The sequence below is a fragment of the Rhizobium lusitanum genome (assembly GCF_014189535.1).
Classification (GTDB): Bacteria; Pseudomonadota; Alphaproteobacteria; order Rhizobiales; family Rhizobiaceae; genus Rhizobium; species Rhizobium lusitanum_C.
In genome coordinates this window covers 2,365,907-2,379,949 of sequence record NZ_CP050307.1, presented here as the reverse complement: position 1 = coordinate 2,379,949, position 14,043 = coordinate 2,365,907, and the positions used below count along the sequence as shown (strand labels likewise).

The window sequence follows — 14,043 nt, the reverse complement described above, 5'->3', positions numbered from 1 at the left end:
CCGAATGGTTACTGATGCGAAGATGGCCTTATTTGCGACACCGGTATTTTAGAAAACTACGGACTATTTTTAGAAAATTACGGTTTTTTGATTAGCCAGCGACCGGTGTGTCCGCTTTACCACACTAACTTCAGGCTGCTAATAATCCAATGATATGACGAGGGTAGCGCCAGCTTCGATCAGCCAATCGGATGGAATCGTGTTCCCACCACGCATCGCCCTCTTTGGGCCAGCATTTTCGGCGACAGGTCTGAAAAACCGGCCACGGCCGGGTCTGCTCCGGGGGACTCCGTGCCTAGAGCACGCGACGATTATCTCGTAAATCGCAGCTCCGTCGGCGTTTTCCCCCTATACCTTTTCATCGTGGTGGCCAAATGGCTCTGGTCGGAAAATCCGGCCATATAGGCGATTTCGGCAATCGCGATCTCGCCGTCGATCAGCAGCTTTTCGGCGAAGTCCAGGCGCAGGTTGATCAGGTAGCGATGCGGCGGCATGCCGAACGTTTTGGCGAACCTTAAGATGAAATGGTTCGGTGAAATGCCCGCCACCGCCGCGAGTTCGGCGACGTGTATCTTTTGGGTGAAATTTTCGCGGAGATATTCCTCTACGCGTCGGGCGCTCTTGGCGGAGAGCCCTCCCCTGGACGACGGGATCTGTCTCATGCGGCTTGCATAGGTACGAAGCAGATGAACGCCGAACAGCGTAACCAATGAATCGAGATAGAGTTCATTCGGAGTTGCCTTCCCAGTTAACTCGGCGGAAATCCTCTGGGCTATGTCCAGGGCGCGAAGGTCGATGGTGCCGAAAGCAGGCGGCCGAAGCTCGACATTGGCAAGATCAAGCTCCTGAAGAGCCAACTCGGACAGCGTTTCCGGAGGTATCGCTACGACGAGATTTTTTCTGGTTTCCGTCCAGGCGAGACTGCTGTCTACGGCCGCGGGATTGACGATGATGCTCCCGAGGGGTGCATCATACTCCGTGATCCTGTCGCTGCCGAGCGAAGCCCTCAATTTGGATGCGGGGGACAACACAATTGCCACAGCATGCTCCCTGGCCAGGAACGTCTGCGATCCGGGGCTGCGGATGGAGTGTATCACGCTCCCCCGCAAGGTGGTCTTTCGCGGGCCTGCGCTTTCAGGAATTATGTCAAAGACATATCGATCAGCCCGCGCCCAATCAACGTCATCGGCTCGTGCCCGAGCCTCCTCCGCATTTCTCATACTGCATCGCCCCGCCCGAACGAAATTCTGTACACACGATCAGCAGCCAGGGCGTCAATCGTTGCCTGAAGCCCTTGTTTCCCAACACTGCTCGCTCAACGCCGCCCGCAAAGTCGGCACATCGCGAGAACATCAAATAGGGCAGAATGCTGGATTGTGAAGAAGAATTGTGTAAAGGCGAAAATAAAAGATTGGCGGTGAGGAATGTTAGCCCAACGTTCACTTCAAATGGCTATCTCTGTGCCGGTATTAATTACGAATAATCTAATTAATACAACAGGGCGACGGAACACCCACGGGACCGAGGTTCGGGAGATTTTATATCCCTGACATCCTTGGTCTGGGCTTTTTATTCATATCCATGGAGTGGTGGACAAGGGGTCTGCTGTGTTCCGCTGCAGCCTTTCGGGTTCGACGTCATGCCGGTTGCTTGACGTTCGGGTACGGTGGCTGGCCTTACCAATTGCGTATGCCGATTTTGCTTGCCTGCTTGCTTTGGCAACGCTGCTTGAAGAGGCAGACACTGCCTTATCAGAGATTTTGTGGCGTAACGCCCTACTAGGGAAACCATTGAAACTCGATCTCCTTCTCTTGCCGACTAGTCGGGCCGCCACTCGCCGACCTGAATGGCACCGGTCTCGGTTAGTTCGGTGCATACGAAGTGTGAAAGCTCATCGCGCCTGATTACGGCGGCGCTCAGCCGGCCAGTCCGATAAGCTCCAGTATCCAAAGCTATGCGATTCGAGTAGACTTCGGGTCGCAGCGACTTCGTGATCGTGTGACCGTGCAAAACGACATGGCCAAAGACGTCCATGTGATCGAGGAAGCCCGCCCTGATCCAGCGCAAGTCGTATTCGCTTTGATTTGCGAGCTGAACACCGGGACGTATTCCAGCGTGAACAAAGCAGAAGCGCCCGATCTCCTTGAAAGTCAGCGCGTTTTCCAGCAAGTCCACATGGTGTGGGAAGACACGGCGGATATCTGCGGCGATGTTCTCGAAATCAGGGACCGGACGATTGGAGTATGCGCTCACCGTTGCGACGCCTCCCCAGTCCATCCAGTTGACGGCGTCCTCATGGGTGAGAGCGCCACGAAGGAGTTCACGCAGGTAAAAATCATGGTTGCCAAGGATTAGCCGAGAACCCGGATAAAGGTCGAGTGTCGAACAGACCTGATCGAGTACCTTTGGGCTGTGAGGGCCGCGGTCGATCAGATCGCCTAGGAAGATCACGACCGGCTTGGACTGATGATCATTCGACGCAGCCGCGATGTACCCAAGCATGGCCTCAAGAAGATCGGCGCGTCCATGGACGTCGGCAATGGCATAGATGTCGGATGGTGAACTCTCGGCTATAGTCACTATTTTTTCCTGCAAGCGAACATAGTGCGCGACGGTATCCCTGGTGCTTGCAAGATATCGGGACTTGGAGCGGCGGGGACGGGACCAGGGCCAAGCCTTGGTGGTGGCAGTTCCTATAGGCCATGTCGGCCATGACGCGCCATCAAAAGTGAACGTTGCCGTGAAATTTCCGACCTGCCTTAGCCTGATTTGGAATGTCGTGACAGGATCACGTCCCGCGCTAATGCGGCCTACGCCAGCGCGGGCTTACCTTCTTCTCATACATATGCATGGCAGCAGCCGTCATCTTCTGGCTTTGAGTTGACCAGTCCTGAGCCCAATACATTCTGGAGGAAATTCTCGATGGCAGGTCAATTATTTTCTCGTCGCCGTGACACCGATCTTAACCTCGATGGCCTTGGAGACCCATTCCGCCGCCGGGTCGGAGAACATGCCGAGATCCAGTGCGGCGCGCTCGAGTTCGACATTGCCTTCAACCTGTGCCTTGTCGCCCTGCAATGAATAGATGAAGGGCAGAGTGACGGGAACGGTCGTCTTCTTGATGGTCAGGCTGCCCGCGGCTTCATAGCGATCGCCGCCGAGCGATTTGAAGCTTTTGGTTTCGAAGCGAGCCTCGGGGAAACGCGCGGCGTTGAACCATTCCCCGTTTTTCAGGGAGCTCTCCTGGGTGGCGTCGCCGGTCTTTGCGGAGATGGTATTGACGATGATGATCGCTTTGGAGCCGGCCAGGTTGGTGGGGTCGAAGCGAATGTCGCCGGTCCACTCGTCAAAGCGCCCACTGAAAGGCTTGCCCGCATGGCTGCCACTGAACGTAATCCCGGAGGCGGCCTTGTCGATGGTCCAGGCCGTGGCGTTGGCGTCTGTAGCCGGCATGGCGGCCGCCACGGCGGAAAGCGGAATTGCCGCGGGAGCGGCTGCTTCGGCGGCCATCGGTGCCGGCTCGGTGCGCGGGCCGGGCAGATGCAGCCAACAGCCGACGAGGCCGATCAATAGGACGAAGGCAATACCGGCGCTGCGGGGTAGCAGGGCTTTCCCCACCGGCGCATGGTGGTCCTCATGCCCTCTGCCGCGCAGGAAGGGTAGCATTTGGGCGAGGACCCCGTCGCGGTCGATGACATGGTGCTTAAGCGCAGCGACCAGGTGCAAACCGATGAGCAGGGCGCCGCCATAGGCCATATAGGCATGGGCACCCATGGCGCCAAAGGCGAGCGTCCGCATGCTTTCGAGGCGTGGTAGATCGGGAATGGTGAACAGGCCGAACCATGAGGTCGCAACCATCAGGGGGCGATCCGTGCTGACGGCCCAGCCGGCCGAGACATAAACCCAGCCAGTCAGCGGAATGGCGAGCAGCAGGCCGTAAAAGGCAATATGCGTGGCGCGGGCAAGAATGCGCTCCCACCCTTTCATGCCGGCGGGCAGCGCCGGGATCGGATGCGTGAGGCGCCAGACGACCCGGAGCAAGGTCAGCGCGAGAATGGCGAAACCTATGGATTTATGCACCTGAAACAATTGATAGGCGAGCTGCTGTGTGTCGGGCTTATTGATAGCCCTGACCATCCACCAGCCCATCGGGATCATGGAGATCACCAGAAGCGCTGATACCCAATGGAGGGCGATGGCGACCGCGCTATAGCGTTTGCCGCTTTTGAGAGCCGGACGAACGGGCGAGCTGGAATGAATATTCATTGCCATCCTATCAAGACAGGACCCGCCGGCTTTAAGGCCTCAATGACGGGCAAAATGAGAAACGGTTTGAAAACCGCAGAAGTGATCGATGGCTGACTGCGACGCGAAACCGCACCGCAGTCAGCGGTTTTCCGCTTTTCAGCGTATTCGGCGGCTTACTTGGCCGACGTGTCCTGGATGAATTCGCCATCGAAGCGGATCGTGACATCAGGGCCGACATATCCAGCCGGCTGGCCGAATTCGGTACGGTTGAAGCTGCCCTCAGCTGCAAAGCCGACGGCCGGCACGCCTGCGAATGGGTGACTGTCGATCTCGCCGTTCAATGTGGCTTTCAGGGTCACTGGCTTGGTGACGCCAAGGAAGGTCAGGTCGCCCGTGACATCGGCGGTCGTCGGGCCGGTGGACGTGACCTTCGTCGATTTGAAGGTGATCTTCGGATGGGCATTGCTGTTCAGCATTTTCGGATCGCGGCTGATTTCCTCATCCCAGGTCTGATATGGCGAGGAAGCGTGCGTGGCCTTATAGTCAGCCGGGTAGCCGGTCACGACGGAGGTTGCATCGATGCTCGCCTCGATGGAGGAGTTCTCAATTTTGGCCGGGTCGAGCTTCAACGTGGCTTCGAGCTTGTTGAAACGAACGGTATAATTGGAGATCTTGTTGTGCTTCACGGACCACAGCAGAGCCGCATGTGTCGGATCCAGCTTGTAGACCCCGGCCGGTGCTTTGGTCTCGGTGGCCGGCGTCGCCGATTGTGCATAGGAGTAGCCTGCGGTTGTAACAAGCATCCCCAGGGCAATGAGTGCGGAAAAACTGCTGTATCGGTTTATTCTCATATGTATCAAACTCTTTCTCTGTTGATAGGAGTGGCGACTATTGAAAAATAAGGCGTTCACTTGGAAATGAATTAATCTTGAGGAAACCGCTCTTGAAATTGGTGATTGCCGGGCCAAGGTGACCTTTTCGGGGCATTTCTGAAATGCCATTTGGTTGCGAACCTCCCTAAACTGGGGCGCGCATGCTGCAGTGCGAGGGGAACCAGGATAGATTCCGGCTTTTCTGTCGCATTGCGTATCGCGAGTGCGCAGGTTGGACATTGTCGGCAGAGGCTTGCGTCCATAGAGGTCGAGGACGGCGACACGTAGGCGATCACGGGATCGGGCGGCTCCGCTGGAACGCCTGCACAAGAATCGAAACTTGTGGGTTTTATTTTGTCGTTTCAAACCGGAAAATATCATAGGCCCGTTAGGTTTAGCCTATAGATGCGACGCGTTTTTCCGCTAACGATTTCAGTGAAGCTCCGACTTTTCCCAAGAGGTATGAACTACCGACGCGCTAATCCGGATTCCGTCTAAACGCTCGCTATACAGGGCCTTTGAAAACAGACAATGAACTCGACTGCTCACCGAGCTGCTTCAGCATCTTCCCGAAAAGAACGATCCGGCATGCTTTCAACCGTTGTCAGCTCACGCACAATGCCCCCAGCGACATGGCAGGCGCCATCGTACTTACAAGGCCTAGGAGCATGATGGCGATCCCGACCACTTTGCGGAGTGCCGCCTTGGGCAGCATTGGCCCCACAGCAACAATTTGCGCTGTTGCAAGCGCTGTAATTGCCACGGCCGGAACCGTCGCCAGACCGAAGCCCAACATGAACAACGCGCCTGTTGCCGGCGTACCGGTTAGCATGGCGCTCATCAGCGCATTGTAGACCATCGCGCAGGGAGCCGCCCCCCAGGCCATACCCAGAAGCAGCGCCGAAGAATTCCGGAATGCGGACGGAAGATTGCGCCCAAGCATCCGGCCGGAGACGGCCATGACGCGGCGGTCGAAGACCTGGGGACCAGGGACGGCGCCGACAACCGCCAACCCAACCCAGATCAACATAACCCCGCCGAGGATACGCAGCACGGGCTGGATACCGGCGAGATCGAGAAGATTACCCAATGCACTGCCGGCAGTGCCGACAAGACCTCCTGCGATCGTATAGGTGACCGTGCGGCCGAGCTGGGTAACCAACAGAGCCCTTACCCTTTCCGATCCGGAACTTCCCCACCCCGTAGCGATCAGTAGCGACGACGCGATACCACCGCACTGGCCTGCGCAATGAAGGCTGCCGGCAAAGCCCATTAGCAGGCCGCCGGCAAGGACCGTCGCGAACATCAACGGATCAGACATGATGCCCCTCCAGTTTGCGGATATCACCGTTCATGGCACCACGGTTCAAGCCGAGCAGCTTGCCGCGTTGACGACCGGCGGCAGGTTGATCGCCGGATTGTGGTTGAAAAAGCCGCTCGGCATCAGCTTAAAGCCGGTGAAGACGCAAGGCTGCACCGGAAAATCCTCAATCCGCACAGGATGGTGCAGTCCAAAAACATGCCAGAGAACGATGTCTGTATTCTCGATCGGCCGATCCTTGGCGATGAACTCCACAAGACCTTCCGTCCCATCGGAATGGTTCATGAAGTCGCCACCAGGAAAACGCTCTTCAGGATCATAGGCCGTGACCCAAACATGGTTCTGCACGAAGGCGGCGCGCTTTCCGGAAGGTGAATCCGGGTGCACGAAGGGCGTAATGCAATGGTTGGCCTCCAGCTTGTAGCCGACGGCTGCGCCAGTATAGTTCGTCTTATTGGGATTAATGACCTTCCAGTAGCGCTGCGATGCGGGTTCGGCCCGCCTTGCGGCCTCGCTTTCCCGCGTGAGCACGGTCTGCTCCTCGTAGAAGGCATTGCCATAGGGGTTGGAAGGTCCAAACGGCTCGGCATAAGTATTGCACTCCACCACGCTGTTGGCGTCGCCATCGACCGCCATATCGAGACGGGCGCATAGGATGTGCTGGTGAATGTGGCCGACCACACCAGGCGCCACTTCGCGTCCGTATTTCGGCGGCTGGCCTGGAATGCAGGCGGCCGTGTTGATGATACCGGTTGCCTTCACCTCATGCTCGATCGTGCCGTCGAGATGGAGATACCAATAAAGCCCGTATTCGTAGTTGCCGACGGTGCAGATCGTGGAGATGACCAGCTTGGCGCCGCGGCGGATTTCGGCGCGCTCCGTGCGGAAGTCGATATGCTTCCAGAGAAGTCCGGAATCTTCCTCATGCACGCAGATGGCTTTTTCGATCGTCCACGGGTCACCATCCATGGTGTTGAGGTGCACGTCGAGATATTTGATGACGCCAAGGCAGTCGCAGCCGAGTTTCAAGGAGTTGGCAAGCTTGCCGATACCGTATTCGCCGATATCGAAGACGTTCTTGCGGAAATGGCCGTTGTCCGGGCTGCCATACGGTACCGTCATCTCAACGATGGAGGCACGGTTGACGATTGGCCGGCCATCGAAGCGGATGTCATGAAGAGTGAGAGCCTCGCGTGCGTTGAAGCCGACCACAAGGGACCAGTTGCGCCAGGTGATCCGGTGACCGTCAAAGGTGAAGTTCACGCCCTCGGGCTGAACCACGTTGATCGGCTTGGCCTGAGGCTGAAATGTTTCGATGAACTGGCTTTCGTAATTCACCTCCCGCGTTGGAATGGGAACGACGCCATAGTCGTCGACGCGGATCACCTCGTTCGTGTTGAGGTCGATCACCGCGTTTAGCCCTTCGATCGGGTGGGCATAGAAGTTCTCGTTCTCGCGCAGCCGCACCCAGCAGAATACGTGGCAAAGATGGCGACCTTCCTCGCCCGGCACGTCGAAGTTTCCAGCCGACCAGGGGTCGATGCAAACCGTATCCATGTCGGTTATCCCACGGCGTTCGCAGGCAGCAATGAAGACCGGATCGGCACGGACGATACCCTCGATGCCAAGAAACTGCTCGAGCTGGATCATCGGCCGTTTGCCGGGAAAATCTTTGCGGCTCAGGATCGTATCCGTATCGAGGCAGACGATGAGGCTCGTCACGCTGACGATGGCCGCGCTGAAGACGTTGACCCTCGCCTTGCGGGCTATTGGCGAACCAGGCGAAAACGTCCTTACCGTTGCCTTGTCCGGTTCCATCAACTCGATCGTCTCGAAACGTGTGTTATCCCCATAGGGCGGATGCTTGCGCACGATCGTCGCCACTTGGCGAATCTCCTCCGGCGTCAAGGGCTGCAGGGGATGACTGACAACCGGTGGCATCTGGCGGGGCGGGTTGGAAACGCAGCAGGTATCCATGGCATTCGTCCTTGTCTGTTCGAATATATCTTTTGCCTCAAGGGAGCGGTGGCGGCTGAATGCGCCCCCTCGTAGCCTTTCTTGATGTGCAGGGGACGAGCTACCCTTGTCAGGCGAAAGCGCGGCCGAGATTGGCGTAAACATCCGGCCTGCGAGCTTTCAGCCAGATCGCAAGGATTGCGCCCGCAATGCCGATCAGCACCAGAATGACGGGGAAGCTTTCGACGATCGGGGATTCCGAACTGCTGACGAGTGGCAGGTTGATGACCATCAGAACGAGGCAGACCAGCAACCCGGCCATGCTGACCCCCGGTGCGACAATGCGATGCCAGATGCCGACGTCGCGCGCATCGTTGCGGAAAAAGCCGATCACCGCCAAGCAAACCATTGTCTGCAAAAGGAGAATGCCGACACTGGCAAAGGCACCCATCCAGGCAAACACGACCGCGTAAGGATCCTGCCCGGCCAGCGCGAAGGCGAGGATCAATACGATCATCATCACCGTCTGGACCGCGCCGGCCATGTATGGAGACTGATGAGTTCCGTGAGTGCGGGCGAAGCCAGACCATGCCAGTCTCTCGCGGCCGAGCGAATAGAAGTAGCGGTTGATGGTGTTGTGGAAGGAAAGCGCGCAGGCAAAGAGGCTGGTGATCAAGAGAGCATTCAGAGCGATCCCGGCCGGGCCACCCAGCATCGCCTTCACGGCGGTCAAGTAGAGTGTCGCGGTATTGGCCGTCGCCTCCGCTGCAATATTGGATGGGCCGTAATGCAGCGCCATCGCCCAGGTAACGAAGGCATAGAAGACAGCGATGATAATAACGGCGAGATAGGTTGCCCGCGCAATCGTGCGCTTGGGATCGCGGGCCTCTTCACCGAAAATGGCGGTTGCCTCGAAGCCGATGAAGGACGCGACAACGAAGACTAGAGAGACCCCCATACCCGGAGCAAAAACGGCCGAAGGCCCGAAGGGGGCGACCGCTATACCGTCCGGTCCGCCGCCTGAGAGCAGCACGCGCAGCGAAAAGAGCGCCAGAATGGCGATTTCCGCGATCATGCAATAGCCGAGAACCCGGCCGGAGAACTCGATGTTCCGGCGACCACAGCCATAAATCAGGGCTGCGAGCAGGCAAGCATACAGCCACCAAGGGATATCAGCGCCTCCAGACGTTTTGACGATGTCATTGACGAAGAAACCGAAGAGGCCGAACACTGCCAGCTCAATCGCGATATAGGTGGCAAGTGCGATAAATGCGCCGGCCACGCCAGCAGGGCGGCTGAGACCCGCGGCGATATAAGGGTAAAATCCGCCAGCCGAACCGATAAACCGGCTCATTGCCGTGAAGCCGACGCTGAAAAGAAGATAGAGAACGCCCACGAGGAGATAGGTCGCCGGCACGCCGGGTCCATTCCCGAATGCAAAGGCGGCGGGCGAAGCGCCAACCACCGCTGTCAGCGGCGCGGCGGCAGCCACCACGAAAAAGACGATGTGGCTTACGCCAATCGCATTGCGCCGGAGATCGGTTCCGGCTTTCCCAAGTTCGATCTCGGACATAAGAAACTCCTTTTCTTCCCACGATAAATATCAGCAGATTTATTTCAACGTACTTGTACGTATATGTATAAATTACAATAATTCTGGTTATTCCGCGAATAACTCGCAGAACTAATTCTATTTTTTACTCATAATTACCAAAATATACGCTCCGTGGCTGATCTTACGCAAAATTCATCGCTGCTGTATTTGACAGTTCACGCCAAAATTTCTCGATGACGACTGAAGGCGACTTGGCATGGTGCTTGCTTTTCATTCAGCAGAAGTGGAGCGCAAACTATGGAAACCACTGGTGTCATCGCCTCCTCAGCCATGGACGGAATGTTAGCCTCGATCAGTCTGGGCGGGCTTGATATGAAAGCGGTTTCGGCTCGGGTCGGCCTTGGAAGCAATGCGTTGTTTGCCGATGGCGAATTCATGCCGCTGGCAGCATTCACCTGCGCACTCGAGCTTGCATCCGAGGAAAAAAACGACCCACTGCTGGGCTTGAAACTTGGGAAAGAATTTGAATTCCAGGCACTTGGCTCGCTGTCAGCGCTTTTCCTGACGGCGCCGACATTGAAACACGGATTGACCCAGTTCAGCCGCTATTTCCCAGCGCTGCAAAGCAATACCCGCTCTACACTGGTGGTCGAGAACGATGTCGCCCGCTTCTCCTATTCGATCCGCGACAACACGGTGCGTCATAAGACCCAGGATGCGGATTTCACCGAGAGCGTGCTGAACACCATGCTCACAACGACGATCGGAGAGGATTGGAAACCCTCATGCATAGAGTTTGAGCATATGCCCGGCGACAATCTGGCGCTTTATCGCTCACATTTTGCCTGTCCCCTGGCATTCGGGCGCCGGGAAAACGCAATCGTGTTCCCTAAGAGGTTTCTCGATCGTCCAATCGGCACCGGTGGCGACGCGCAAGACCATCTGCGTATCGCCTGCGAACTGTCAGACCTTCTTTATCGCCGCGAGAAACGCCTCGATCTTGTTACGGCACTCAAGGCATGGATCGCTGCAGCGCTTTGCCAGCATGCAAGCATCGACATAGAGGATGCGGCGGCGGATTTCGGCATGAGCCTGCGTAGCTTCCAGCGCAAACTTGCCGAATGCGGCGTCAATTATGCCGAACTGCGCAACATGGTGCGGATGGAGATCGCAAAGAGTCTGCTTGCCAACACGCACCTGTCGATCCCGGTCATTAGCGATCAGCTTGGCTATAGCGAATTGAGCGCCTTTGCACGCCGCTTCCGGCACTTCACGGAGTTCACTCCGGCTCGCTTCCGTGAGGCGACCAGAAATCGGGACTTTCCACAATGACCGCTTTCTGCGTCAATCCGGGGTCGGAATTTTCAAACCGACAATCCTTTTGGTAGGCCCCCGCAGAATGATCCGGGTCTAATGTTAGTGCATGCGGGATTTAGCCGCCACTGCTGGGGTTGACGCTGGTCCACTCTCTTTAGGCCAGACAGTGGTCTCGGGAGCTGGAGGCTCGCAGTGCAGAGACGAGTGCGGACGGACAGTGTTGTACAACAATGGCTATGCCCTTATGGCGTAGGTATTGAAGGGGCAGATCATCGACCAACCCCTCGCTGTCACTGATCATCGCGACGTTTCTCGTACAGATCCCATGCAAGGTCCACCATGGCCAGAAGGACATCTTTCTGATTCCAACCGGCGGCAACCGCCGTCTCGACGATCTGATCAATGAGAGGCAGCAATTGGCGCTGGCACTCGATCGAAATGTCGGCAGCGGTGTCTCCCACTGGAGGTTCGTCGAAGTTAAACTCCACTCTTAGCGCTCCCACGCAATTAATATATATCGGTTATCATATTCATAATATAAGATAAATTTAGAACGAAACATAGAAGCTTCGTAAGAAAATGACAGATCACACCGGATCTATGCTTTCCCCCCTTCGACGTGCCTCACGATGGATTAAAGGTATGACTTCGCGCTGTATGGAACGAACTCCTCAAATACCAACGACGGTAATATTTCTGTTGGATAGGCCAGGACTCGATAGCCTGACCTCAGCCTCGCCGCTCTGTTCGCCTGTTTTCTTAACATCGCGTTTGGCACGATAGCTCGAAAGATTGTCGGCCATGAAGTCCTGATCCTTCCAGTCTGACAAGGAACGGAGCCTGCTTCCTACCGGCTCCAAGAAAACTAGCGGCCCAACACACGGATGGCGCCAGTGTTGTTGGATGCCATACGAAACTCACCCCGTTTGCCATTTCACGATAGCCCGCAATTGGTTCAAAATAGTGATGCACTTCATGGGCTTGTCTCCGCCTAGCAAGATCAGCGCCAAGCGGAAGTTCGGGTCTAATGACGGCGGAGTTCAACAGACGATCAACATTGCCGTCGTCAGCTTCCTTGGCAGTGGCGACTGGTTGCAAGCCTTCAAGGCCGGCATCAAGCAGCAGACAACCATGATATCGCGCCGCTGCTAGGAATTCGTGCGCACCTGACAGGCGCCGCCTCAATACGCATCGCTCGCCTTGAACCAATTCGAACCGTGGGCCTGCAAACATCTTGGTTTCTTCAACCAGTTACGGGCAACGGATCTGTGCCTTCGGCAAGGATCGCGAGATATCGCCTATAGCTGAAAATGCGACCTCGCTTGCGACCTGTCACCTCGTCGATTTGCCGAAACGCTCAAGATCTGCGAGTGCCGCATGACCGTGGGCGCCGATACACTCATGGCCAAGCGACCGGATTAGCCGATGGAGGCCGCAACCCGTCGGGCCGGCCTCGTAGCAGAAATGCACGCGGTCAAACTTGCGGTTATTCGCTGGATTATGCGGCGCATGCTGGCATCCGATGCCTCAACCTCACCGAGATAGCGGACCTCTCCGTCCCGGCCAGGTTCGGCAGTAGCAATCGCATTCTTCAGCTTGGCGACATCGATTCCGACAAAAGATTCTCTATAATCTGTCACGGCTCGTCCTCCTGTCATGAGGCTCGGCCCGTCCGAGCAACCCTCGGAAGACCAGCGTAGGACGCCACCTCTGGCGAGAAGACGGACATGGTCTTACCGAGTAACGGCAGCTTCGCGATCAGGGCTCGTCTTTCCCTTCACCACGGACGACTTGAGCGAATCCCTGTGCTCAGGCCGTCAGGCCCGAGAGAGAGGAAATCGTTTTCTCCAAGGTTGCGCGGTCTTGACCAAACTGGTTCAGGGTCGCGAGGAAGATCGATGACGTATTCTTCGGCAACAGATATTTGACCGCCGTCGATAATGTGCCGCTGGGGCCGATATCGATGAATATGCAATCCTGTTGGGACGCAAGCTTCCGGATGGTCGACTTGAAATCCACCGGCTGCCGGATGACGTCCCATAGATGCGTTTCATCGACGCCGGCGATCTCCTGCCCTTTTTGCGCGGAAATCATGGGTATTCTCGGCGGGGAATAATTAAACAATCCGGACATTTGAAGGAAGAACGGTTTCAACGGCTCGACCACGGGCGAATGAAATGCAAAATTCACCGCCAGCCGCTGCGTAACGATGCCGAAGCCGGTGAGATATGTCTGCAGTTTCGTTATCTCTTCCGCCAGCCCGCTGACAACGAAATTGGTATCGAAGTTCCTGCCGGAAATGCTGCAACGGGTGAAGGCGTCGGGGTGATCGTCAATCATCCCTTCATCACCAAGAATGGCTAACATCCCTCCGGCCGGACTCTTCATTGTCAGAAGTTGGGCGAATTCCACCGAGAGCCGTATCCCCTCCTCCAGCGATAAGATGCCTGCGACGACGGAGCCCGCCAGTTCGCCCAGGCTGTAGCCCAGCAGATAGTCGGGAGATATGCCGGCCTCCTGCAGCAGCTTGGCCAGGCAGAACTCGATGGAAAGCAGAGCCGGGTTGGTCAAAAGAATATCGTCGAACCTGTCTGTCCGGTCTGACCCACCATAAAGGGTTGCCGTTAGAGATCGGCCTGTCGCGTCTTTGACCAGGGCATCGCAATGATCCATCCATAGCCTGAACCGGGGATGATGATCATATAGCTCTCGACCCATCTGAAAATATTGCGAGCCCTGGCCTGAAAACATGAAAACAATCGGCTTTCTCATGA

Annotated in this window: 12 protein-coding genes and 2 pseudogenes; 2 read left to right on the top strand and 12 right to left on the bottom strand. The window is 56.5% G+C overall.

Annotated elements, in window-relative coordinates:
* Positions 1–311 precede the first annotated feature (311 nt).
* The 7 genes from HB780_RS13610 to HB780_RS13580 all read right to left on the bottom strand — a co-directional run bounded on the left by HB780_RS13610 (position 312) and on the right by HB780_RS13580 (position 9,970).
* Positions 312–1,220 carry a helix-turn-helix domain-containing protein gene (locus HB780_RS13610; RefSeq protein ID WP_183688522.1) on the bottom strand — a complete coding sequence of 303 codons (909 nt, stop codon included), beginning with the start codon at positions 1,218–1,220 and terminating at the stop codon, positions 312–314.
* A 598-nt stretch (positions 1,221–1,818) separates the two neighbouring features.
* Positions 1,819–2,580 carry a metallophosphoesterase gene (locus HB780_RS13605; RefSeq protein WP_183688520.1) on the bottom strand — a complete coding sequence of 254 codons (762 nt, stop codon included), beginning with the start codon at positions 2,578–2,580 and terminating at the stop codon, positions 1,819–1,821.
* 354 nt (positions 2,581–2,934) lie between these two features.
* A complete protein-coding gene (locus HB780_RS13600; protein WP_183688518.1) occupies positions 2,935–4,266 on the bottom strand; it encodes a cytochrome b/b6 domain-containing protein in 1,332 nt (443 codons plus the stop codon).
* Positions 4,267–4,421: 155 nt separating this feature from the next.
* Positions 4,422–5,051, bottom strand: a complete 630-nt coding sequence (locus HB780_RS13595; protein WP_286202950.1) for a YceI family protein — start codon at positions 5,049–5,051, stop codon at positions 4,422–4,424.
* A 673-nt stretch (positions 5,052–5,724) separates the two neighbouring features.
* Positions 5,725–6,441, bottom strand: coding sequence for a sulfite exporter TauE/SafE family protein (locus HB780_RS13590; protein WP_183688515.1), 717 nt, complete (start codon positions 6,439–6,441; stop codon positions 5,725–5,727).
* A gap of 45 nt (positions 6,442–6,486) precedes the next feature.
* Positions 6,487–8,418 (bottom strand): primary-amine oxidase, encoded by a 1,932-nt coding sequence (locus HB780_RS13585; protein ID WP_183688513.1) that lies wholly within the window; start codon positions 8,416–8,418, stop codon positions 6,487–6,489.
* A gap of 109 nt (positions 8,419–8,527) precedes the next feature.
* Complete coding sequence (locus HB780_RS13580; protein WP_183688511.1) at positions 8,528–9,970, bottom strand: APC family permease; 1,443 nt, start codon at positions 9,968–9,970, stop codon at positions 8,528–8,530.
* A gap of 279 nt (positions 9,971–10,249) precedes the next feature.
* On the opposite strand from HB780_RS13580, the gene HB780_RS13575 reads away from it, so the two are divergent.
* Entirely contained in the window at positions 10,250–11,284 is a 1,035-nt protein-coding gene (locus HB780_RS13575; protein WP_183688509.1) for an AraC family transcriptional regulator, read from the top strand.
* A gap of 275 nt (positions 11,285–11,559) precedes the next feature.
* Here HB780_RS13575 and HB780_RS13570 read toward each other — a convergent pair whose 3' ends face one another.
* Positions 11,560–11,757, bottom strand: coding sequence for a hypothetical protein (locus tag HB780_RS13570; protein WP_183688507.1), 198 nt, complete (start codon positions 11,755–11,757; stop codon positions 11,560–11,562).
* 183 nt (positions 11,758–11,940) lie between these two features.
* Entirely contained in the window at positions 11,941–12,072 is a 132-nt protein-coding gene (locus HB780_RS33040) for a hypothetical protein (protein ID WP_286202949.1), read from the bottom strand.
* A 172-nt stretch (positions 12,073–12,244) separates the two neighbouring features.
* Between HB780_RS33040 and HB780_RS13565 the strand changes: the two genes are divergently transcribed.
* Positions 12,245–12,421 carry a hypothetical protein gene (locus HB780_RS13565; protein ID WP_183688505.1) on the top strand — a complete coding sequence of 59 codons (177 nt, stop codon included), beginning with the start codon at positions 12,245–12,247 and terminating at the stop codon, positions 12,419–12,421.
* 91 nt (positions 12,422–12,512) lie between these two features.
* Here the strand turns inward: HB780_RS13565 and HB780_RS33035 are convergent.
* The 3 genes and pseudogenes from HB780_RS33035 to HB780_RS13560 all read right to left on the bottom strand — a co-directional run.
* Positions 12,513–12,666 (bottom strand): annotated as a pseudogene (locus HB780_RS33035) (Fic family protein); the annotation flags it as partial.
* Positions 12,665–12,927 (bottom strand): annotated as a pseudogene (locus HB780_RS33030) (IS110 family transposase); the annotation flags it as partial. The pseudogenes HB780_RS33030 and HB780_RS33035, both read right to left, overlap by 2 nt.
* Positions 12,928–13,078: 151 nt before the next feature.
* Complete coding sequence (locus HB780_RS13560) at positions 13,079–14,041, bottom strand: acyltransferase domain-containing protein (RefSeq protein WP_183688503.1); 963 nt, start codon at positions 14,039–14,041, stop codon at positions 13,079–13,081.
* Between the last annotated feature and the right edge of the window lie 2 nt (positions 14,042–14,043).

What these genes read in the sequence shown, in the direction of transcription:
- HB780_RS13585 (WP_183688513.1), bottom strand. Translation starts at nt 8,418, where the DNA reads ATGGATACCTGCTGCGTTTCCAACCCGCCCCGCCAGATGCCACCGGTT.
- HB780_RS13600 (WP_183688518.1), bottom strand. Translation starts at nt 4,266, where the DNA reads ATGAATATTCATTCCAGCTCGCCCGTTCGTCCGGCTCTCAAAAGCGGC.
- HB780_RS13560 (WP_183688503.1), bottom strand. Translation starts at nt 14,041, where the DNA reads ATGAGAAAGCCGATTGTTTTCATGTTTTCAGGCCAGGGCTCGCAATAT.
- HB780_RS13590 (WP_183688515.1), bottom strand. Translation starts at nt 6,441, where the DNA reads ATGTCTGATCCGTTGATGTTCGCGACGGTCCTTGCCGGCGGCCTGCTA.
- HB780_RS13610 (WP_183688522.1), bottom strand. Translation starts at nt 1,220, where the DNA reads ATGAGAAATGCGGAGGAGGCTCGGGCACGAGCCGATGACGTTGATTGG.
- HB780_RS13565 (WP_183688505.1), top strand. Translation starts at nt 12,245, where the DNA reads ATGGGCTTGTCTCCGCCTAGCAAGATCAGCGCCAAGCGGAAGTTCGGG.
- HB780_RS13595 (WP_286202950.1), bottom strand. Translation starts at nt 5,051, where the DNA reads ATGCTTGTTACAACCGCAGGCTACTCCTATGCACAATCGGCGACGCCG.
- HB780_RS13575 (WP_183688509.1), top strand. Translation starts at nt 10,250, where the DNA reads ATGGAAACCACTGGTGTCATCGCCTCCTCAGCCATGGACGGAATGTTA.
- HB780_RS13580 (WP_183688511.1), bottom strand. Translation starts at nt 9,970, where the DNA reads ATGTCCGAGATCGAACTTGGGAAAGCCGGAACCGATCTCCGGCGCAAT.
- HB780_RS33040 (WP_286202949.1), bottom strand. Translation starts at nt 12,072, where the DNA reads ATGGCCGACAATCTTTCGAGCTATCGTGCCAAACGCGATGTTAAGAAA.